Origin of the sequence: Pseudoalteromonas sp. CnMc7-15 (assembly GCF_022347925.1) — a bacterium.
GTDB lineage: Bacteria > Pseudomonadota > Gammaproteobacteria > Enterobacterales > Alteromonadaceae > Pseudoalteromonas > Pseudoalteromonas ruthenica.
Genome location: NZ_JAKRFT010000002.1, coordinates 73866 through 90824 on the forward strand (window position 1 = coordinate 73866; position 16959 = coordinate 90824).

At 48.6% G+C, this 16959-nt stretch carries 12 protein-coding genes; 5 read left to right on the plus strand and 7 right to left on the minus strand.

Features of this window, described 5'->3' with window-relative positions:
- Positions 1-37: 37 nt before the first annotated feature.
- Both MHM95_RS04130 and MHM95_RS04135 read left to right on the plus strand, forming a co-directional pair.
- The gene (locus MHM95_RS04130) at positions 38-3409 is read left to right on the plus strand and encodes a type I restriction endonuclease (RefSeq protein ID WP_239384362.1); all 3372 of its coding nucleotides are present in this window, start codon (positions 38-40) and stop codon (positions 3407-3409) included.
- Between the two features lie 31 nt (positions 3410-3440).
- Positions 3441-4142, plus strand: coding sequence for a SprT family zinc-dependent metalloprotease (locus MHM95_RS04135; protein ID WP_239384363.1), 702 nt, complete (start codon positions 3441-3443; stop codon positions 4140-4142).
- 139 nt (positions 4143-4281) lie between these two features.
- Here MHM95_RS04135 and MHM95_RS04140 read toward each other — a convergent pair whose 3' ends face one another.
- The 6 genes from MHM95_RS04140 to MHM95_RS04165 form a co-directional block, all read right to left on the minus strand.
- Positions 4282-5241, minus strand: coding sequence for a hypothetical protein (locus MHM95_RS04140; RefSeq protein WP_239384365.1), 960 nt, complete (start codon positions 5239-5241; stop codon positions 4282-4284).
- 17 nt (positions 5242-5258) lie between these two features.
- Entirely contained in the window at positions 5259-5408 is a 150-nt protein-coding gene (locus tag MHM95_RS04145; protein ID WP_239384366.1) for a hypothetical protein, read from the minus strand.
- Between the two features lie 45 nt (positions 5409-5453).
- Positions 5454-7664 (minus strand): catalase/peroxidase HPI, encoded by a 2211-nt coding sequence (gene katG, locus MHM95_RS04150; protein WP_239384367.1) that lies wholly within the window; start codon positions 7662-7664, stop codon positions 5454-5456.
- Positions 7665-7848: 184 nt separating this feature from the next.
- Positions 7849-9414 (minus strand): sugar porter family MFS transporter, encoded by a 1566-nt coding sequence (locus MHM95_RS04155; protein WP_239384369.1) that lies wholly within the window; start codon positions 9412-9414, stop codon positions 7849-7851.
- The gene (locus MHM95_RS04160) at positions 9411-10415 is read right to left on the minus strand and encodes a LacI family DNA-binding transcriptional regulator (RefSeq protein WP_022944808.1); all 1005 of its coding nucleotides are present in this window, start codon (positions 10413-10415) and stop codon (positions 9411-9413) included. Before MHM95_RS04160 ends, MHM95_RS04155 begins: the two co-directional genes overlap by 4 nt.
- Positions 10416-10466: 51 nt before the next feature.
- Positions 10467-11801 (minus strand): GH1 family beta-glucosidase, encoded by a 1335-nt coding sequence (locus tag MHM95_RS04165; RefSeq protein ID WP_239384370.1) that lies wholly within the window; start codon positions 11799-11801, stop codon positions 10467-10469.
- 153 nt (positions 11802-11954) lie between these two features.
- Here MHM95_RS04165 and MHM95_RS04170 point away from each other — a divergent pair, with 153 nt between their 5' ends.
- Together MHM95_RS04170 and MHM95_RS04175 are read left to right on the plus strand one after the other, a co-directional pair.
- A complete protein-coding gene (locus MHM95_RS04170; RefSeq protein WP_239384919.1) occupies positions 11955-13196 on the plus strand; it encodes a sugar MFS transporter in 1242 nt (413 codons plus the stop codon).
- Between the two features lie 2 nt (positions 13197-13198).
- Complete coding sequence (locus MHM95_RS04175; protein WP_239384372.1) at positions 13199-15751, plus strand: exo 1,3/1,4-beta-D-glucan glucohydrolase; 2553 nt, start codon at positions 13199-13201, stop codon at positions 15749-15751.
- 42 nt (positions 15752-15793) lie between these two features.
- On the opposite strand, the gene MHM95_RS04180 is transcribed toward MHM95_RS04175, so the two are convergent.
- Positions 15794-16345 carry an isoprenylcysteine carboxylmethyltransferase family protein gene (locus MHM95_RS04180; RefSeq protein ID WP_239384374.1) on the minus strand — a complete coding sequence of 184 codons (552 nt, stop codon included), beginning with the start codon at positions 16343-16345 and terminating at the stop codon, positions 15794-15796.
- Between the two features lie 278 nt (positions 16346-16623).
- Here MHM95_RS04180 and MHM95_RS04185 point away from each other — a divergent pair, with 278 nt between their 5' ends.
- Positions 16624-16815: a DUF3185 family protein gene (locus MHM95_RS04185; RefSeq protein ID WP_022944803.1), complete on the plus strand. Its 192-nt coding sequence runs from the start codon at positions 16624-16626 to the stop codon at positions 16813-16815.
- Positions 16816-16959 lie beyond the last annotated feature (144 nt).

The following is a 16959-nucleotide window of genomic DNA, read 5'->3' on the forward strand; positions in this document are numbered from 1 at the left end:
AATAAAAAATGAATAACAATAAATAAAGGAATAAGGTATGTCAGGTCAGGCTGAATCATTGAGTCCAGAGCTAGTTGGGGTAGAACGCCCAGCAATTGAATGGTTAAAAGCGCTTGGTTATCAGCATATTAAAGGTCGAGATGTAGAACAAATACACAAGACTGAGCCTGTTATTCTAGAGTCGGTGTTAACTGATAGACTACACGCCCTTAACCCTTGGCTGGCCGAGGTTCCGAACGGTGCAAGCAAAGCAATTAAACAGCTTAGAGACATATGGTTTGAGCATAACAGCGACTTAATGCTGGCTAACCATGCGTTCTGGAAGAATGTTCTGTTTCAATCGAACCTGCAACAAAAAGACAAAAATGGTCAACCTCGTAGTATCCGCTTTATTAACCAAACAGGTGCCAAGGGTAACTCATTCCATGTGGTTGATCAGTACGTCGGCAAAAATGCCAACGATGAGCTTTTTAAGCCAGATTTACTGTTATTCATTAATGGCTTACCCCTTGGCTTGATTGAGTGTAAAAACAGCTCAATTAAGCTCAGCAAAGGCATTGCACAAATTGATGGCTATCAAGGCACTTTTACTCAACACTTTGCCTTTAATATGGTCTGTGCTGCCATTAATCGAAGCCAAGCCAAGTATGGCGCGATCTATGCGCCAGAACAGTTCTATCTGACTTACAAATTTGATCCGAAAAAGCCTGACGAGAACATTGTTCTTACAGAATTAGAAAATCAATTAGGAAAGAAACCTACAGAGCAAGACAAACTACTGTGGGCATTATTCGAGCCTTCCCGCTTCGTGCGTTTAGTCTGTTTCTACCCTATGTATGAAATAGAGAAAGGCGTCATGATCAAGAAGCTGCCACGTTACCAACAGTGGCGTGCAGTAGAGAAGACGCTACTCCGTCTACAGGGTAAAGACCCACAGCTATTAGGCCAAGAACTTGGCGGCGTGGTTTGGCATACGCAAGGGAGTGGTAAATCACTGACGATGGCACTACTTGCCCGTTTAATGCGAGCCGAAATTTCTGGTTTCAATAACCCAAGTATTTTGATTCTTACCGACCGCACTGACCTTGACCGTCAGATCCATAATACCTTTACCAATGTCGGTCTTGAGTCGATTAAAGCAGATTCCGTCGCTGGACTAGAAGCCATGCTCAGCAATGACTACGGCACCATTTTCACTTCGACCGTTCAAAAGTTTCAAGAAAGTGATGGTAAGCAGATACAGGCCGCAAAAGAGTCTGAAGATGAGGATTCCATTGCAGACTCTAAAAGTCGCGTCAGACGCGTTTTGAGGAAGGATGATTCTGGGCAAGAGCAGTGCTGGATTTTGAAGGAGAACAATGTTCTTCACGGTCAAACCGATGCTAATGGCAACCCTAAAAAAGCCAAATGGGAACTCGTTAGCGAAGAGAAAGTAGATTTTCGTGTTCTGAGTACCAAGCCAAATTTCTTCGTGATGGTTGATGAAGCTCACCGCAGCCAGTATGGATTCCTTGCTGCATTCATGCGTGCTTCTTTACCTAATGCCAAGTTCATCGCATTTACGGGCACCCCGCTGTTTAAAGACGATAAAGAAACCCTGGGTACATTCGGCGGTAAAGAATACATCGATACTTACCGCCTCGACGAGGCGGTTGCAGATGGCGCGACACTGCCTATTAAATATCTTGAAGGTATGGCGCAATGGGGAAGCGACGGAAAGCTAAAACAAGCTTTTGAGGATGAATTTGGTAATGAGCCTTTAGCCCGTAAGAAAAAGCTAAAGCAAGAGTTACTCAAAAAACGTCGTGTTGCTATCGGTCGTATTGAGGAGAATGCTCACCATCTCGTTGAACAGTTTCTATCAAGCGTGAAGCCTCGCGGCTTTAAAGCAATGCTGGTATGTGACGGGCGTGATATGGCTGTTCGCTATAAAGACGTACTGAACCAAATCATGCAGGAGCGTCAAAACAAAGGTCTGCTGACCTTTGAAAGCCGAGTGGTTATCTCTCTCGGTAGTATGACAGATAAGCGCACAGGTATTAGTGAACAGCAAGCTCACTATGCATCAGGCTCAACCTCAAAACTTGAAACTATCGAAGAGCGCATCAAACGGGAACTCAAACAAGGCCAAACACCGATAGCCGTACCGCCTGAAAAGATCCCAAGCTTGGTGAATGATGAATTTAAGCTGCCGTATGGTGATGAATCCGCTAATACCAAAGAAGAAATCAAGTTTAACAACATTGGGTTAGTCATCGTTTCTGACATGCTGTTAACTGGTTGGGATGCGCCTATTGTCAGCACTTTATATTTGGATAAACCGCTAAAAGAACATACTTTGCTTCAGGCTATTGCTCGTGTAAACCGAACTCGAAAAGGCAAGAAAGCAGGTTACATTGTCGATTATTTTGGTGTGGTTGAGTACCTAGATGAAGCGCTGAAAGTTTATGGGGGTGACGTACAACCCGATCAAGTATGGACGGACGTCGAAGCCGAGCTACCACGCCTTCAATCTGCTTTGACAAAAGTGTTAGACATTCTTCCGAAAAAGCACAACCCAGTGAAACAACCTGAACCTTACAAAGAGGATGCCGATCTCTACCTAGACCCAGATACTCGTCTAGATATTGTTGAAGACTTCTTAGTTGCTCTCGCTGGATTCAATAGCCGCTTAGATATTGTGTTACCTGATGAACGCGCATCTAAATATCAACCTTACTTCAAAGTACTGAATGAGATAAAACTCCAACTGCGCAACAAAATGCCTGAGAGTGCAGATGCTGTTCGCATTACGGCATCTGAATCTGAACTGCTTAAAAACATGCTCGACGAGCATATAGAAGCGAGTGAAGTTAAGAGCTTGCTAGGCCGTGAAGTTTCAATTCTTGATGCTGCGGATATGGATCTACTCCGCAAACAAAAAAGTGCAGGGAGTGCAGCGTTGGTCATGAAGAACAAACTCAAACACACCATTAAGACGGGGAAAGGTAAAGATCCTGCCTTCTTTGGCGACTTGGAAGAAGAGCTAGAGAAACTTATCCAAGATGAACGTGAAGGACGTATTGAACAAGCTCTATTCCTAGAACAGCTAGAGCTTTTTGCTCAGCGTATACGTGATAAAGATGCGAAACCATCTGAGATGGGCTTGGGTACAGCAACAGAGCGAGCCGTGTTCAACTATCTGGAAAAACAGGTAGAGGAAGCTGAAGCTCTAGCATGGACTAAAGGCATCTTTAGCCACCCTGATATCGCTGAAGTCATGTTGTCACCGATATGGAAAAAACAGACTGATATTCATAATGAGATCAAAAAAACAGTCAGAACGATTTTACGTGGTCTTGGAGGCTGGGATATGACAGTAGCACGTCAGCACTCTGCTGAAATTTTCAGTATTATGCTGAACAACTGATCCTTTGCTTCATCAATGACGAAAGAAACACATGCCAATTTTTCAATACGGTACAACTGAAATCGAGTGGGAATTTAAGCTCGACTCAAAACTCAGTCACCACTACGTTACTGTAGAACGAGGTAAGACTGTTCTTCTCAGAGGCCCAAGTGTCTCTGAGGATGAGCAACGTGAGCTGATTCGTTACAGAGCAAGATGGATTAAAGAGCGCTTAGCGGAAGTCAATCAACCGTTAAAAGAAGAAATAGTCACAGGTAGCCGAGCGCCTTATCGTGGTCGTTCTTTCTATTGTGAAGTGATCCCCGCGCCAGAGTTATCGACGGTAGAAGTGAAGTTTAACCAAAGCCGTTTTAAAGTTCTTTCTCCCGAAGGCCAATTCGTTAGTCGTAAGCGATTCAAACCAGCTTTAGAACGTTTCTACAAACAGAAAGCCCTAGAGAAAGTTGCTTCTCGCTTACGCTATTGGCAGCAGGAAACGGGTATGCAAGCCACAACTTTCCACATAAGAAAGTTTGATGCACGTTGGGCTAACTGCACCGAGAACAATGTTCTGGAGTTCCACCCTCGTTGCATGGAGTTTTCCAATAAGGTGATGGATTACATAATCCTTCATGAGCTATGCCATACCGTAGAAAAAAGCCATAGCAAAAACTTTTGGAAACTAGTCGCCAAGTATTGTCCTGACTGGAAAGAGCTGCATGAAGAGATAGAGCGTTCTGGGATGGGGATCTAGCGGAGTCTACCGCACTTTGAAAATATCAGAGTAAGATCACCCCCAGAATGGTGAGGGCAGGTCTTGGATCAAGCATGGTTTTGGCTTTCACCACCATCGTTCAGGTATACACTTTATTCTTCTAGGTCATTAGGCGCTGCTAAGGGCAGTCATTATTCAGGCCTTGCGTGATGGCTTTGCTGTAACTGGCAGCCGTGGGAATGGCACCATCACAGGCGGCTTTATTGCTGAGTACGGCGTCATACTTCCATATAAAGCCACCGGCAAGACCCAGCTCATTCACTGCAGCGAAGGATTGGCAGAACGCGCTAGGGCACAGCTCTGGGTTGGAGTCGCTGGCCCCTTTTACCGCCAAGCCAGCGACCAGGTAAGCGCCGCCCTGCCCTTCACCGACAACGGTCGAAAGCGCATCTAACCAAGGTTGTAAGCGCTCAAGATTACCAAGACCGCCGGAATAACATTGTAGATTCCACCAACTAACGCGGTAGCCCTTATCCCACAAGGTTTGCATATACCCCTGCCACAACGAGGGTTGTTGGTAAGGGCAAAAGGTAACCTGATAGCCTAGATCAAACAGGATTTCGGCAAACTCAGTAATGGTACTTGCTTTCACCACCTCTTCATTATCGAAATCAACGCCATCAATTAGGCACTCGCCATCGACCGTAAGGGCCGCTCGTAATGTTTTAAAGTTAGCTTTAATTTGCTCGCGCATGCCATTTTCCAGCATGTACTCAATGGCTTGAAAATCGCATACTCCCCAACCGCCGATAGAAATAAAGATCTTTTCTACCTTGGAGCCATGTTGTTTTAGCTGCGCCAACTTACTAGGCCAAGCGGCTATGTCGGCGTCGTTATTAGGGTTAAAGGTGTCGCCATCGGTGATGCGGATATTGCCATCATTGAAAACCAGCTCCCCCCAAGATTGGCCGGGCACGGCTTGGCAGTTACTGTTATTTAAATCACCCGCGCGGCCAATATGCATGGCCCATAGAATAAGCGTGGTAAAACCACTTTGCTGCGCGTCGGCAATGCATTCGTTGGTGATCCCGGGACCGAAATCACCACCGCAATAGGCGGCAAGATTAATCGTACTCATAATAAACACTCCTTTGGTTAGGGTGAGGTAGCCATCATGGTCAGTGCGCTGTCGTCATGATGCCATTGTGTAATTACTATGAGGCTAGCTTTGCGGCGTTCACCGCGCTGTGAGGTGTTAGCAGCTGTAACAAAGTCAATGTCTCGCAGTGCAATTCCTGCGACCATAAAAAAGGCCACTCAACAGTGGCCTTGGTGGGTAACATCACAATTTTATTTTAGGTCAAAGCGATCCGCTGTCATCACCTTGGTCCAAGCGGCCACAAAGTCTTCAACAAACTTTTTCTCGGCATCTTTAGACGCATACACTTCAGCGATGGCACGTAGCTCTGAGTTAGAGCCGAAGATCAAATCAACCGGTGTCGCCGTCCACTTTAACTCGCCGCTTTGGCGGTCGTGGCCTTGGTAGATACCTTGTTGTTTATCTGACTTGCTCCATTTCGTTGACATATCCAGCAAGTTGACAAAGAAGTCATTGCTTAATGTGCCTGGTTGGTCAGTAAACACGCCATGATCCATGCCTTTATAGTTGGCATCCAGGGTACGCATACCGCCCAGTAGCGCCGTCATTTCCGGCACACTTAAGTTCAACAGATTGGCACGCTCAACCAGCATACCGGTAGGCGATTTCCAACCACTGTCGTAGTAGTTACGAAACGCATCAGCGGTTGGCTCAAGTACCGCAAACGACTCAACGTCAGTGTACTCTGGCGAAGCATCCATACGTCCTGGTTTAAACGGCACCGTAATGTCATGGCCCGCGTCTTTGGCTGCTTTTTCAATGGCCGCAGCGCCCCCTAAGACGATAAGGTCCGCTAATGAAACCTGTTTGTCGCCGCCTTGGCGATTAAAGTCTCGCTGAATGTCGCCCAGTACCTTTAATACTTTAGCCACTTCTTCAGGGTTGTTCACCGGCCAATCTTTCTGCGGCGCTAAACGTAGACGTGCACCATTAGCTCCGCCGCGCATATCGCTGCCACGGAAGCTAGACGCTGATGCCCATGCCACACGAACAAGCTCTGGCACGGTCAATCCTGAATCTAGGATTTGTTCTTTAAGTGTACTGATGTCTTGCTCAGTGACCAGCTCATGGTCAACCTCTGGAATATAATCTTGCCAGATTAAGATTTCCTCAGGAACTTCGTCGCCGAGGTAACGAGCACGCGGACCTAAGTCACGGTGATTTAGCTTAAACCAAGCTTTTGCGAATGCCAGCTCGTATTGATCTGGATTGGCGCGAAAACGCTCAGCAATTTTGCGAAACTCAGGGTCTTTTTTCAGCGCGATGTCGGTAGTAAACATAATCGGCGCATGGCGTTTACCTTTAACATGGGCATCTGGCACTAAGTTCTTCGCCGACTCATTGGTCGGGATCCACTGTGTGGCACCGGCCGGGCTCTTGGTTTGCTTCCACTCGAAATTAAATAAGTTATCGAGGTAGTTCATGCTCCACTGCGTCGGGGTCACGGTCCACGCACCCTCAAGGCCACTGGTGATAGTGTCTTCAGCGTTGCCTTTGCCACATTTGTTTTTCCAACCAAAACCTTGGTCTTCTAACTCAGCCGCTGCTGGCTCTGCGCCCACGCAATCAGGTTTTTTCGCACCGTGAGCTTTACCAAAGGTGTGACCACCGGCAATAAGCGCCACAATTTCCTCATCGTTCATCGCCATACGACCAAAGGACATACGAATGTCGCGCGCTGCGAGCAAGGGATCGGGTTTGCCATGCGGACCTTCAGGGTTCACATAAATCAGCCCCATTTCAACAGCAGCAAGTGGGCCTTTGAGCTTACCTTTTTTGTCACGGCGCTCGTCGGTCAGCATTTTGCCCTCTGGGCCCCAGTAAACCAAATCTGGCTCCCAGTCATCTTCACGACCACCGGCATAACCAAAGGTTTTAAAGCCCATATCTTCTAGGGCAACATTTCCGGTCAGGGCCATTAAATCAGCCCAAGAGATATTGCGACCGTATTTTTGTTTAATCGGCCACAATAAGCGACGCGCTTTATCCAAGTTGGCGTTATCTGGCCAGCTGTTAAGTGGGTCAAAGCGCTGCTGCCCGCCACCTGCGCCACCGCGACCATCAAATACACGGTAGGTTCCAGCTGCGTGCCAGGCCATACGAATGAAAAAAGGTCCATAGTGACCATAATCTGCTGGCCACCAATCTTGCGAGTCTGTTAGTACCGCACGAATGTCGGCTTTAACGGCGTCAAGGTCGAGGCTTTCAAAGCCCTTAGCGTAGTCAAATTCTTCACCATAAGGGTGTGACTCCACGCCATGAGCCCGAAGGGGGCTTAAATCAAGCTGCTCAGGCCACCAAAATTGGTTTGATTTCGGCTCACTGGCATAAGTCTGCATCGATACGACTGACGACACTGCCATGGCAATGGCAGTCGCCAAAGGAATTGCTTTGTTGCGCATAATCTTCGCTCCTAGTGGGAGGGTTGTTAATCGAGAGTAAATATAGACCAGTTTTCCAATCTATTGGAGCGAGAAAAACAGATTAGGTTAATCGATAATTTTGATAAGGGTTTTATTCCAAATTGCTCTACACTAACGCGGCTTTGAATTTTACCGCATGGGTGTAGGTGGTGGCGTCGTACACTTAGCTGCGCAAGCTCAACTCTAACTGCTCTAACGACTTGCCCTTGGTCTCTGGTAGATAACGCCATACCAGCGCTAATGCAATCAATGCAAAAATACCGTAAATGGCAAAAGTCGCCGCTGCCCCGAATTGGCTAAGCTCCCAGGGGAACACAAGCTGCACCGCAAAACTCACTGCGTTATTCACTACAGTGACCGCAGATATGGCAATCGCCCGCACAGTATTCGGGAAAATCTCCGCAAACATCACCCACATCACCGGCCCAAGAGATAACGCAAATGACGCCACAAAGAGGGTGATCCCCAACAGTACTAAGGTGGCATTCATGGTGATCGCTTCACTGAGGATCACACTTTCATGTTTGCGCGCATCTTGGACCCCTAAATGCTGAGTCAATGCCGCTTTAAAGGTAACATCATCGCTGTAAATATGAGCCCGCATAGGACTTAACTGACTGACCACAGTGGCCGGTAGTTGCTGTTGTAGTGCGCGCAGCTTGGTATCGTCAATATGGTAGCTGGCTTGTTTGAAACCCCAACTACACAAGGCCATGCTGACGATAATGCCGCCCAACCCCAAAAGCAGTAGAGGACGTCGGCCAAAACGGTCAATACACAGCATGGCGGCCACCGTAAACACAACATTCACTAAGCCTATCCACAGTGCTTGGGCAAAGGCCGCATTGGTGCCGACGCCACTTTGCTCAAAAATAGTGGGGGCATAAAAGAAAATAACATTGATGCCGGTGATCTGCTGAGCCACAGCCACCAGCAGGCCAATCAATAACACAAAACGCACTCGCCGCCCGGCTAACAAACGAATACGTTGCGATAGCGGCGCTACTTTATGCTGCAATGAGGCTCGCATACTGCGTAGTTGCTCATCAATACGTTGCCCACTGAACAGGCGAGCGGCAACGCTTTGCGCCTCTTTATGCTGCTGACGCATCAGTAGCCAACGTGGGCTGCGAGGAATAAAGAACAACAACAGCAACCAACACAATGCTGGGGCGATTTCCAACCCGAGCATCCAGCGCCACAAATGCTCATTAATAGCCAGGCTTTGCGCCCAGCCAGCCTCGGATTGAGCTAAGTTCAGTAAATAGTAATTGGTAAAATAAGAAACCGAAAAGCCCAACACGATATTCAATTGATTGATCGACACCAGCTTACCGCGATGCTCGGGCAGGCTAATTTCAGCAATATACATAGGCGCAACCATCAATGAGCAAAATGCCATGCCGCCAATAAAGCGCGCCGCAATCAGCATCCAATAACTTTGTGCAAAGGCCGAAGCCAGCGCCGACACTAAATACAATGCGGCAATTACAATCAAGGTTTTGCGCCGACCGATGGCATCGCTAATGGCACCGGCAAAGCAAGTGGCTAATAGCCCGCCAAGCGTTGGCGAGCTCACGACGAACCCTTGCTCCCAACTACTTAAGTGGAAATCGTCAACAATAAAGCCAACCGCACCGGAGATCACCGACGCATCGAAGCCGAAGATAAAGCCTCCCAAAGAAACAACAAGCGTATAAAATAACGCCGGAGGCAGGGTTTTGATCATGGTGCACTCACCAATGAGTCGCGCGCAACCAAAGAAGGCGCAAACAGATTACGAGGCTCGGCGACCCCCCGCTGCTGGTACACATGTGCCAAGACCCAGTGCGCGGCCGCCTCACCCATCAGCCGAATGGGGTTGTCTATGGTGGTTAATTTTGGATACAAGTAACGGGCAAACAACACGTTATCGAAACCAATAATCGACAGTTGCTCGGGGATCGCGATGCCAAGCTCACGGGCTGCGGTCATCGCCCCAGAGGCCATCTCATCATTGGCGCAAATCAATGCACTGAATTTATGCTTTGCTCTGTAGAGCTGTTCCAGCCCTTGTGCGCCCTCCGCTTCGTGATAGCCGCCCTCAACTAATAGCGCATCGTTAAATGCAATATTGGCTTCAGCCAAAGCACGCTGATGCCCCGCCAAGCGCTCTTTAGCATCGCCTTTGAATAATGGCCCGCTAATATAAGCAATATCCTTATGTCCGGCATCCAATGCCGCTTTGGTAGCCAGGTAACCGCCCAGTTCATTGTCGGTGTAAAAGCAACGCTCGCTAATAGCATCAATTTTGCGGTTAATAAGAATAATTTGTGCATCCCCTTTGGCAAGCTCGAGCAAATACTCATCACTGACCGCTTCGGCATGTAAAATGAGGGCGTCACAGCGACGGTCGAGTAAAAATTCAATGGCCTGTTTTTCTTTTTCTTCATCACTGTGGCCGGCGGTGATCACCACATGCTTGCCTGCTTTTCGCAACACATTTTCAACTGTACTCATCATATCGCCGAAGAACGAACCATGCAGCGCTGACACCAATAAGCCAACGCTGTTGCTGCAATTAGAAGCCAGCGACTGGGCAATGGCGTTGGGTTTGTAGCCCAATTCGGTCATGGCTTTAAGCACTTTATCCCGGGTGCGTTCACTGACCCGGACATTGCCGTTCATCACTCTGGAGACGGTGGCCAAAGACACGCCCGCTGCTTTTGAAACTTCGTAAATGGTTGCCATGTTTATTCTTTTAGATTGTCCTTTGAGGCCTAAAGCTAATATAAAGCGCGCTTAGAGTCTATTCTCAAGCAAGCCTTTATATGCCAGCGCACTGTGTTTCAAGGTGCGTTGCTGCGTGTGATAATCCACATGAACAATACCGAAGCGTTTACTGTAACCAAGCGCCCATTCAAAGTTGTCCATTAACGACCATGCAAAGTAACCACGAATATTGACACCTTGTTCAATGGCATTGTGTACCGCGTTAAGGTGGCTATTAAAGTAATCGATACGTGGCTTATCATAAATGGCGCCATCAACTATCTGGTCATCGAAGGCGGCACCATTTTCGGTAATATACAGTGGCGGCAATGAAAAACGTTGGTGTAAATCAACCAGTAATTTCTCAAATGCCTCTGGAACCACTTCCCAGCCCATGGCGGTTAATGGCGTTTTCGTGGGTTCACACTGAGCGAACCAACCTTTGCCATCACTTGCAAACACCGCACGAGTGTAATAGTTGATACCAATAAAATCGTTTTTAGCGCTGATAATAGCCATGTCATCGGCGCCAATTTCAGGGCGCACATCTTCAGGCAAGAGTGCCAGTACGTCAGGATAACGGCCTTCAAGCAGCGGTTGTAAGTACCATAAATTATGATATTGGTCGGCCAATTGCGCCGCATGTGTATCGGCAGCGCTGCTACTTGCGCCGTAGGCAGTAGAAAAGTTCAGCACAATACCGCACTCACTGCTTGGGACCGTGCGTCTAAGTACCTGCATGGCTAAGCCATGTGCAAGCAGTAGGTGGTGCGCTGCTTGGCGACCATAGCACTGACCCTTTTTGCCAGGCGCATGAATGCCTACCTCGTAACCAAGATACGCAGAGCAAAACGGTTCATTTAACGTTGCGTAAGAATAAACCTGCTCACCGAGCGCTTGAGAAATAACATCGGCATACTCAGCAAAGGCATAAGCCGTTTGCCGGTTGAGCCACCCACCTTGGTCCTCTAAATACTGTGGCAGATCCCAGTGGTATAAGGTGACAAAGACTTTGATGCCCTGCGCCGTGAGTGCCGCCACTAAATTCTGATAAAAACGGATCCCCTCTTGGTTGGGCTGCCCGTGCTCATCCATTACTCTGCCCCAAGCAATTGAGAGCCGATACGCATCGACGCCTAGATTGGCTATGAGCTCGACATCTTGTTGCCAACGGGCGATATGTTCACAGGCGACATCGCCATGACTGCCGTCAACGATGGCACCCGGCTGACGACAAAAGGTATCCCAAATACAAGGTAAGCGCGCTGCTCTTGCCCCCTCTATTTGAAACGAGGACGTCGCGACGCCGTAAATAAAGTCGCGTTGCAACATCTTGGATTCGGTAGGCAAGGTCAATTTAGGCATCTGTGTTACTCAGTCCGTTTGCAACCCTTTTGGGTTTTTATTTGAATTCGTGCGCGCTTTCTGTAATTATCAAATAAAAATGTAAGCGCTTTCATAATTAAATGTAAGCGCTTTCTTTAAAAAGATCAATAGGAGAACACCGTGGCCCTATCCATGCAGCAAGAATCTGCGCAGGCGCAGCCATCGAGCAGCGGCGGCAATTACCGTTTTGCGCTGGTTGCACTGACCTCACTGTTTTTTATGTGGGGGTTCATTACCTGCCTCAACGACATTTTGATCCCTTACCTCAAAGGGGCATTCGAGCTGAATTACACCCAAGCGATGCTGGTGCAGTTTTGCTTTTTTAGCGCCTATTTTATCGTCTCGCTTCCCGCCGGGAACTTAGTGGGGCGCATCGGCTATCAAAAAGGCATTGTCTTAGGTCTGGCTGTTGCCTGCGTTGGCTGTTTGTTGTTTTACCCGGCAGCAAGCAGTGGCGTTTATGCCCTATTTTTAATCGCGCTGTTCGTATTGGCTGCTGGTGTCACGGTGTTACAGGTGGCGGCCAACCCCTATGTCAGCGCGCTAGGGCCGCAAGAGACTGCGCCGGCAAGGCTGACCATGACCCAAGCGTTCAACTCATTGGGCACCACAGTGGCGCCGTTTTTTGGCTCAATCCTTATCTTTACAGAAGGCGCTGAAGTCATAAAAGGAGACGCTTCAGCAACGCAGGTCCCTTATCTTATGCTCGCCGGCGCACTGCTGTTACTAGCAGGTATTTTTGCCAAATTGACGCTGCCCAAGCTAAGCGGCCAAACAGTGGGAGTCGGTGCCGTATCAGGGTCAGCATGGCGTCATCGTAACCTGACCTTAGGCGCACTTGGCATCTTTGTTTATGTCGGCGCTGAAGTGGCTATTGGCAGTACCTTAGTGAACTTCTTTAACCAGGAAAACATCGCCAATATGCATGAGGCGCAAGCGGCGAAATACATTGCCTATTATTGGGGCGGCGCCATGGTAGGACGCTTCATCGGCGCCTTAGTGATGCAAAAAATCTCCGGTCGCACAGTTCTTGCTTTTAACGCCGTCAGTGCCTTTGCCTTGGTACTCATTTCAGTGTTTTTCGACGGCTACTTGGCAATGTGGGCCATTCTTGCCGTTGGTTTATGCAATTCAGTGATGTTCCCCACTATTTTTAGTTTGGCCCTCAATGGTTTGGGCAAGCATACCGCGCAAGGCTCTGGCATTTTATGCTTGGCCATTGTCGGTGGCGCCATTATTCCGTTGCTGCAAGGCATGCTTGCTGATGGGATTGGGCTACAATGGTCATTCCTGTTGCCAGCACTATGTTATGTGTACATTGCCTACTATGGTCTCAAGGGCGCGACTCCCGCCGTTATCGAATCAGGAAAATAACAATGACAGGTAAAATAAAATATCTAGCCGTCAGCGTGGCGGCATTGGTACTCGGTGCTTGCTCTGAGCAACCACACACCAGTGGCTCAGTCGCTACACCAATCAATAACGACGCTATCTGGCCGAAGAGCGAAAGCACCGTGGCTGAACATCACGATGTGGAAGCGCAAGTTGAAAAGATTTTGGCGGGTATGACGCTGGAACAAAAAATCGCGCAGATGATCCAACCAGAGATCCGCGACATCAGCGTTGAAGACATGCGTCGCTACGGGTTTGGCTCTTACCTCAATGGAGGCGGTGCCTTTCCCAATAACGACAAGCACGCCAAGGTCAGTGATTGGGTTGCGCTCGCTGAAAAAATGTATCAAGCCTCTGTCGATGACTCGCTTGATGGCAGCACCATACCGACGATGTGGGGAACCGATGCAGTGCATGGTCACAATAATGTGATTGGTGCGACCTTGTTCCCGCATAACATTGGTCTTGGCGCCGCTAATAACCCTGAACTTATAGAAAAGATTGCCCGTATCACCGCCAAAGAGGTGCTGGCAACGGGTATAGATTGGGTCTTTGCGCCAACGGTAGCGGCAGTGCGAGATGATCGCTGGGGCCGCACCTATGAAGGTTACTCGGAAGACCCAGAAATAATTCGTGACTACGCCCATGCGATTGTCACTGGCTTACAAGGCAAACCGGGCGAGGGCTTTTTGGGTGAAGGCCAAGTGATCAGCACAGTAAAGCACTTTGTTGGCGATGGCGGCACCGTTAACGGCGACGACCAGGGTGATAACATCAGCTCTGAAGAGCAGCTCTTTAACATTCATGCTGGCGGCTATGTTGGCGGTTTAAACGCCGGGGCGCAATCGGTGATGGCCTCTTTTAATAGTTGGCATGGCGAAAAAATCCATGGCAGTAAGTATCTGCTTACTGAAGTACTAAAAGAAAAGATGGGCTTTGATGGCTTTGTTGTCGGAGACTGGAATGGTCACGGCCAAGTAAAGGGCTGTAGTAACGATAGCTGTGCTCAGTCAATCAATGCCGGACTGGATATCTTTATGGTGCCCGGTGATTGGAAAGCATTGTACAACAACACCTTAGCGCAGGTAAAAAGCGGCGAAATTGCCACCAGCCGGATCGATGATGCGGTGCGTCGCATCCTTCGGGTAAAGCTGCGGGCCGGATTATTTTCCAAGCCTAGCCCAGCTCAACGCCAATACGCCAATAACACCGATTTGATTGGCCAGCAAGCGCACCGCGAGGTAGCACGTCAAGCGGTACGGGAATCGCTGGTGTTACTAAAGAACAAAGGCCTGTTGCTGCCGTTAAAAAGGCAACAGCGGGTGCTCGTTGCTGGCGACGCTGCCGACAATATCGGTAAGCAGTCTGGGGGGTGGACCATCACTTGGCAGGGCACAAACAACGAAAATAAAGACTTTCCAGGCGGCTCGTCTATTTGGGATGGAATCCAAGCTCAAGTTACACAAGGTGGTGGGCAGGCCGTGCTCAGTGTTGATGGTAGCTACCAACAAAAGCCTGATGTGGCCATTGTGGTGTTTGGCGAAGATCCCTATGCCGAAGGTCATGGCGACCGTGCAACTCTGGAGTACCAGAGCGGCGATAAGCGCGATCTAGCGCTGCTTAAACGCCTCAAACAACAAGGTATTGCCGTCGTGTCAGTGTTTATCAGTGGCCGACCTATGTGGGTCAACCCCGAGCTCAACGCCTCTGATGCTTTCGTAGCGGCTTGGTTGCCGGGCTCAGAGGGCCAAGCGGTGGCCGATGTGCTGTTTCGCGATGCTCAAGACCGAGTGCAATACGATTTTAGCGGTCGGTTAAGCTACTCCTGGCCAAAAACCCCCACACAGATTGTTAATCGCGGTGATAGCGATTATCAGCCCTTGCTACCTTATGGTTTTGGCCTCAGCTATGGCGATGACAATGTCTTAAGCGATGAGCTTAATGAGCAAGTTAGCACCGAGGGCGCACAACAGAACGATGTCGCCCTATTTACTGGTACCGTGCAAAAACCGTGGCAGATGGCGCTTTATTCTGGCGAACAAGTGCTCCCTGTTAGTGCCAATACTCACACCTTGGGCGCACTGAGCTATCGCACTATTGATAAACAAGTACAAGAAGATGCCCGCAAGTTAAGCTTTGATGGCAGCGCTCGCGCGGGCATGCGCCTAGCCAGCGAAAGCTACTTCCGCGAAGACTTACAAGCCAAGCTAGGCAGCGAGGCGGTATTGAGCATGCAGGTCATGGTTGAACAAGCACCCAGTGCTGCGGTGAAGGTGATCATGAATTGTGAGAGCGAAGGCGACACACCGGGCGCATGCCACAGCGAAGTAGATATCAGTGAGCAACTGCGTACCCTGCCCGCTAATACGTGGCAGGCACTCAGTATTGATAGCCAATGCTTTACAAATCAAGGGTTTAAACTTGCCCACACAGTAGTGCCGTTTGAGCTTACGACGCGAGGCAAGTTGATAGTCAGCGTTGCCGATATTCGGCTGCAGAAAAAAACCGATAAAGGTGCAACCATCAGTTGCCCTTAATCAGCGCTTATAAAAAGAAAGCGGCCTTGAGCCGCTTTCTTTTTATATCCAGCGCCGTACTTGGCGTTGATAAGTTCGGTAACGCTCACCGAATACCGAACATAAATGCGCCTCTTCAGCTTGGGTTTGTCGATACAAAGTGAGCCAACCGACAATAAGACACAACAGTGAGAACGCCGAAGGCAAAGCCATAAAAAAGCCTAGCTGCGCTATGCCAACCCCAACAAACATAGGGTTACGGGAGATGCTATAAACCCCTTGGGTTTGCAGCAGCTGCGGCCCTCGGCGGTCAATACCACTGCGCCAGTGACGATTAAGGTTTAGGTTAATCAGCGCCGCACTAATAAAACCGCCTGTCATCAATGCCGTGCCGATAATAATAACAGTACTGTTTTGATATAGCGGTTGCAAAATTCCAAGATAACTATCCGCTTGCGGCCAAGGCCAGCGGATCAGGCACACTAACCAAATAGTGATCCGAAACACCCGAAAGGCCATGTGATTCCACCAGTCGCCACAATAGGCTTGCCCAGGAAAAATCAACTCTTCGCCATGTTTGCGCTTTGAAAGCACGATGCGCAATGTGTAAAACACAGCCACGCAAGTGAAAAATATCGCTAAATAGCCTCGGGTGAAGGCCTGCAAAGCGTCTAAATTAATACTGAAAATAACGGTCCCTTATCGTAAAAACAACACCCCCTCAGGCATGAGCGGTGCAAGAATTGAAAAGTGTTAAGATACAAAAAGATAGCACGGTTCATTTAAAACATTAAATACATTGCACATTCATCTGCATTGCATACACTGAATATCAGGCGAGCGAATGCTTGTTCGCTGCAATGAACAATAATCAATAACAATGGAGTTCATTTATGAATGGCAAAATTCTTGGCATTATTTTAATCGTGGTCGGTGTTGCCTTAGTTGCCTGGGGTTATAACGTCTATGATGCAGTAGAGGCTCAGCTAACCCGTACTTTTAGTGGCGACACCCCAATAGAGGCATGGATTGGCATGGTCGGCGGTGCTATCTGCGTGGCTGTAGGTGTTTTTAAACTAAAATAACGCCCAGTGCGGGCAACCCAGCCCGCCTTTGACACTTACTTTATTCAGCACCTTTCCTTAATGGCAAAGTAAACACTTTGTTAGCTATACACGCTCACTTCACTATAAAACGCTCGGCAACTCACCACTTGTTAACGAATCAGC

Excerpts from the sequence above, each read along its gene's own strand:
- MHM95_RS04130 (WP_239384362.1), top strand. The coding sequence starts at position 38 with ATGTCAGGTCAGGCTGAATCATTGAGTCCAGAGCTAGTTGGGGTAGAA.
- MHM95_RS04135 (WP_239384363.1), top strand. The coding sequence starts at position 3,441 with ATGCCAATTTTTCAATACGGTACAACTGAAATCGAGTGGGAATTTAAG.
- MHM95_RS04140 (WP_239384365.1), bottom strand. The coding sequence starts at position 5,241 with ATGAGTACGATTAATCTTGCCGCCTATTGCGGTGGTGATTTCGGTCCC.
- MHM95_RS04145 (WP_239384366.1), bottom strand. The coding sequence starts at position 5,408 with ATGGTCGCAGGAATTGCACTGCGAGACATTGACTTTGTTACAGCTGCT.
- katG (WP_239384367.1), bottom strand. The coding sequence starts at position 7,664 with ATGCGCAACAAAGCAATTCCTTTGGCGACTGCCATTGCCATGGCAGTG.
- MHM95_RS04155 (WP_239384369.1), bottom strand. The coding sequence starts at position 9,414 with ATGATCAAAACCCTGCCTCCGGCGTTATTTTATACGCTTGTTGTTTCT.
- MHM95_RS04160 (WP_022944808.1), bottom strand. The coding sequence starts at position 10,415 with ATGGCAACCATTTACGAAGTTTCAAAAGCAGCGGGCGTGTCTTTGGCC.
- MHM95_RS04165 (WP_239384370.1), bottom strand. The coding sequence starts at position 11,801 with ATGCCTAAATTGACCTTGCCTACCGAATCCAAGATGTTGCAACGCGAC.
- MHM95_RS04170 (WP_239384919.1), top strand. The coding sequence starts at position 11,955 with ATGCAGCAAGAATCTGCGCAGGCGCAGCCATCGAGCAGCGGCGGCAAT.
- MHM95_RS04175 (WP_239384372.1), top strand. The coding sequence starts at position 13,199 with ATGACAGGTAAAATAAAATATCTAGCCGTCAGCGTGGCGGCATTGGTA.
- MHM95_RS04185 (WP_022944803.1), top strand. The coding sequence starts at position 16,624 with ATGAATGGCAAAATTCTTGGCATTATTTTAATCGTGGTCGGTGTTGCC.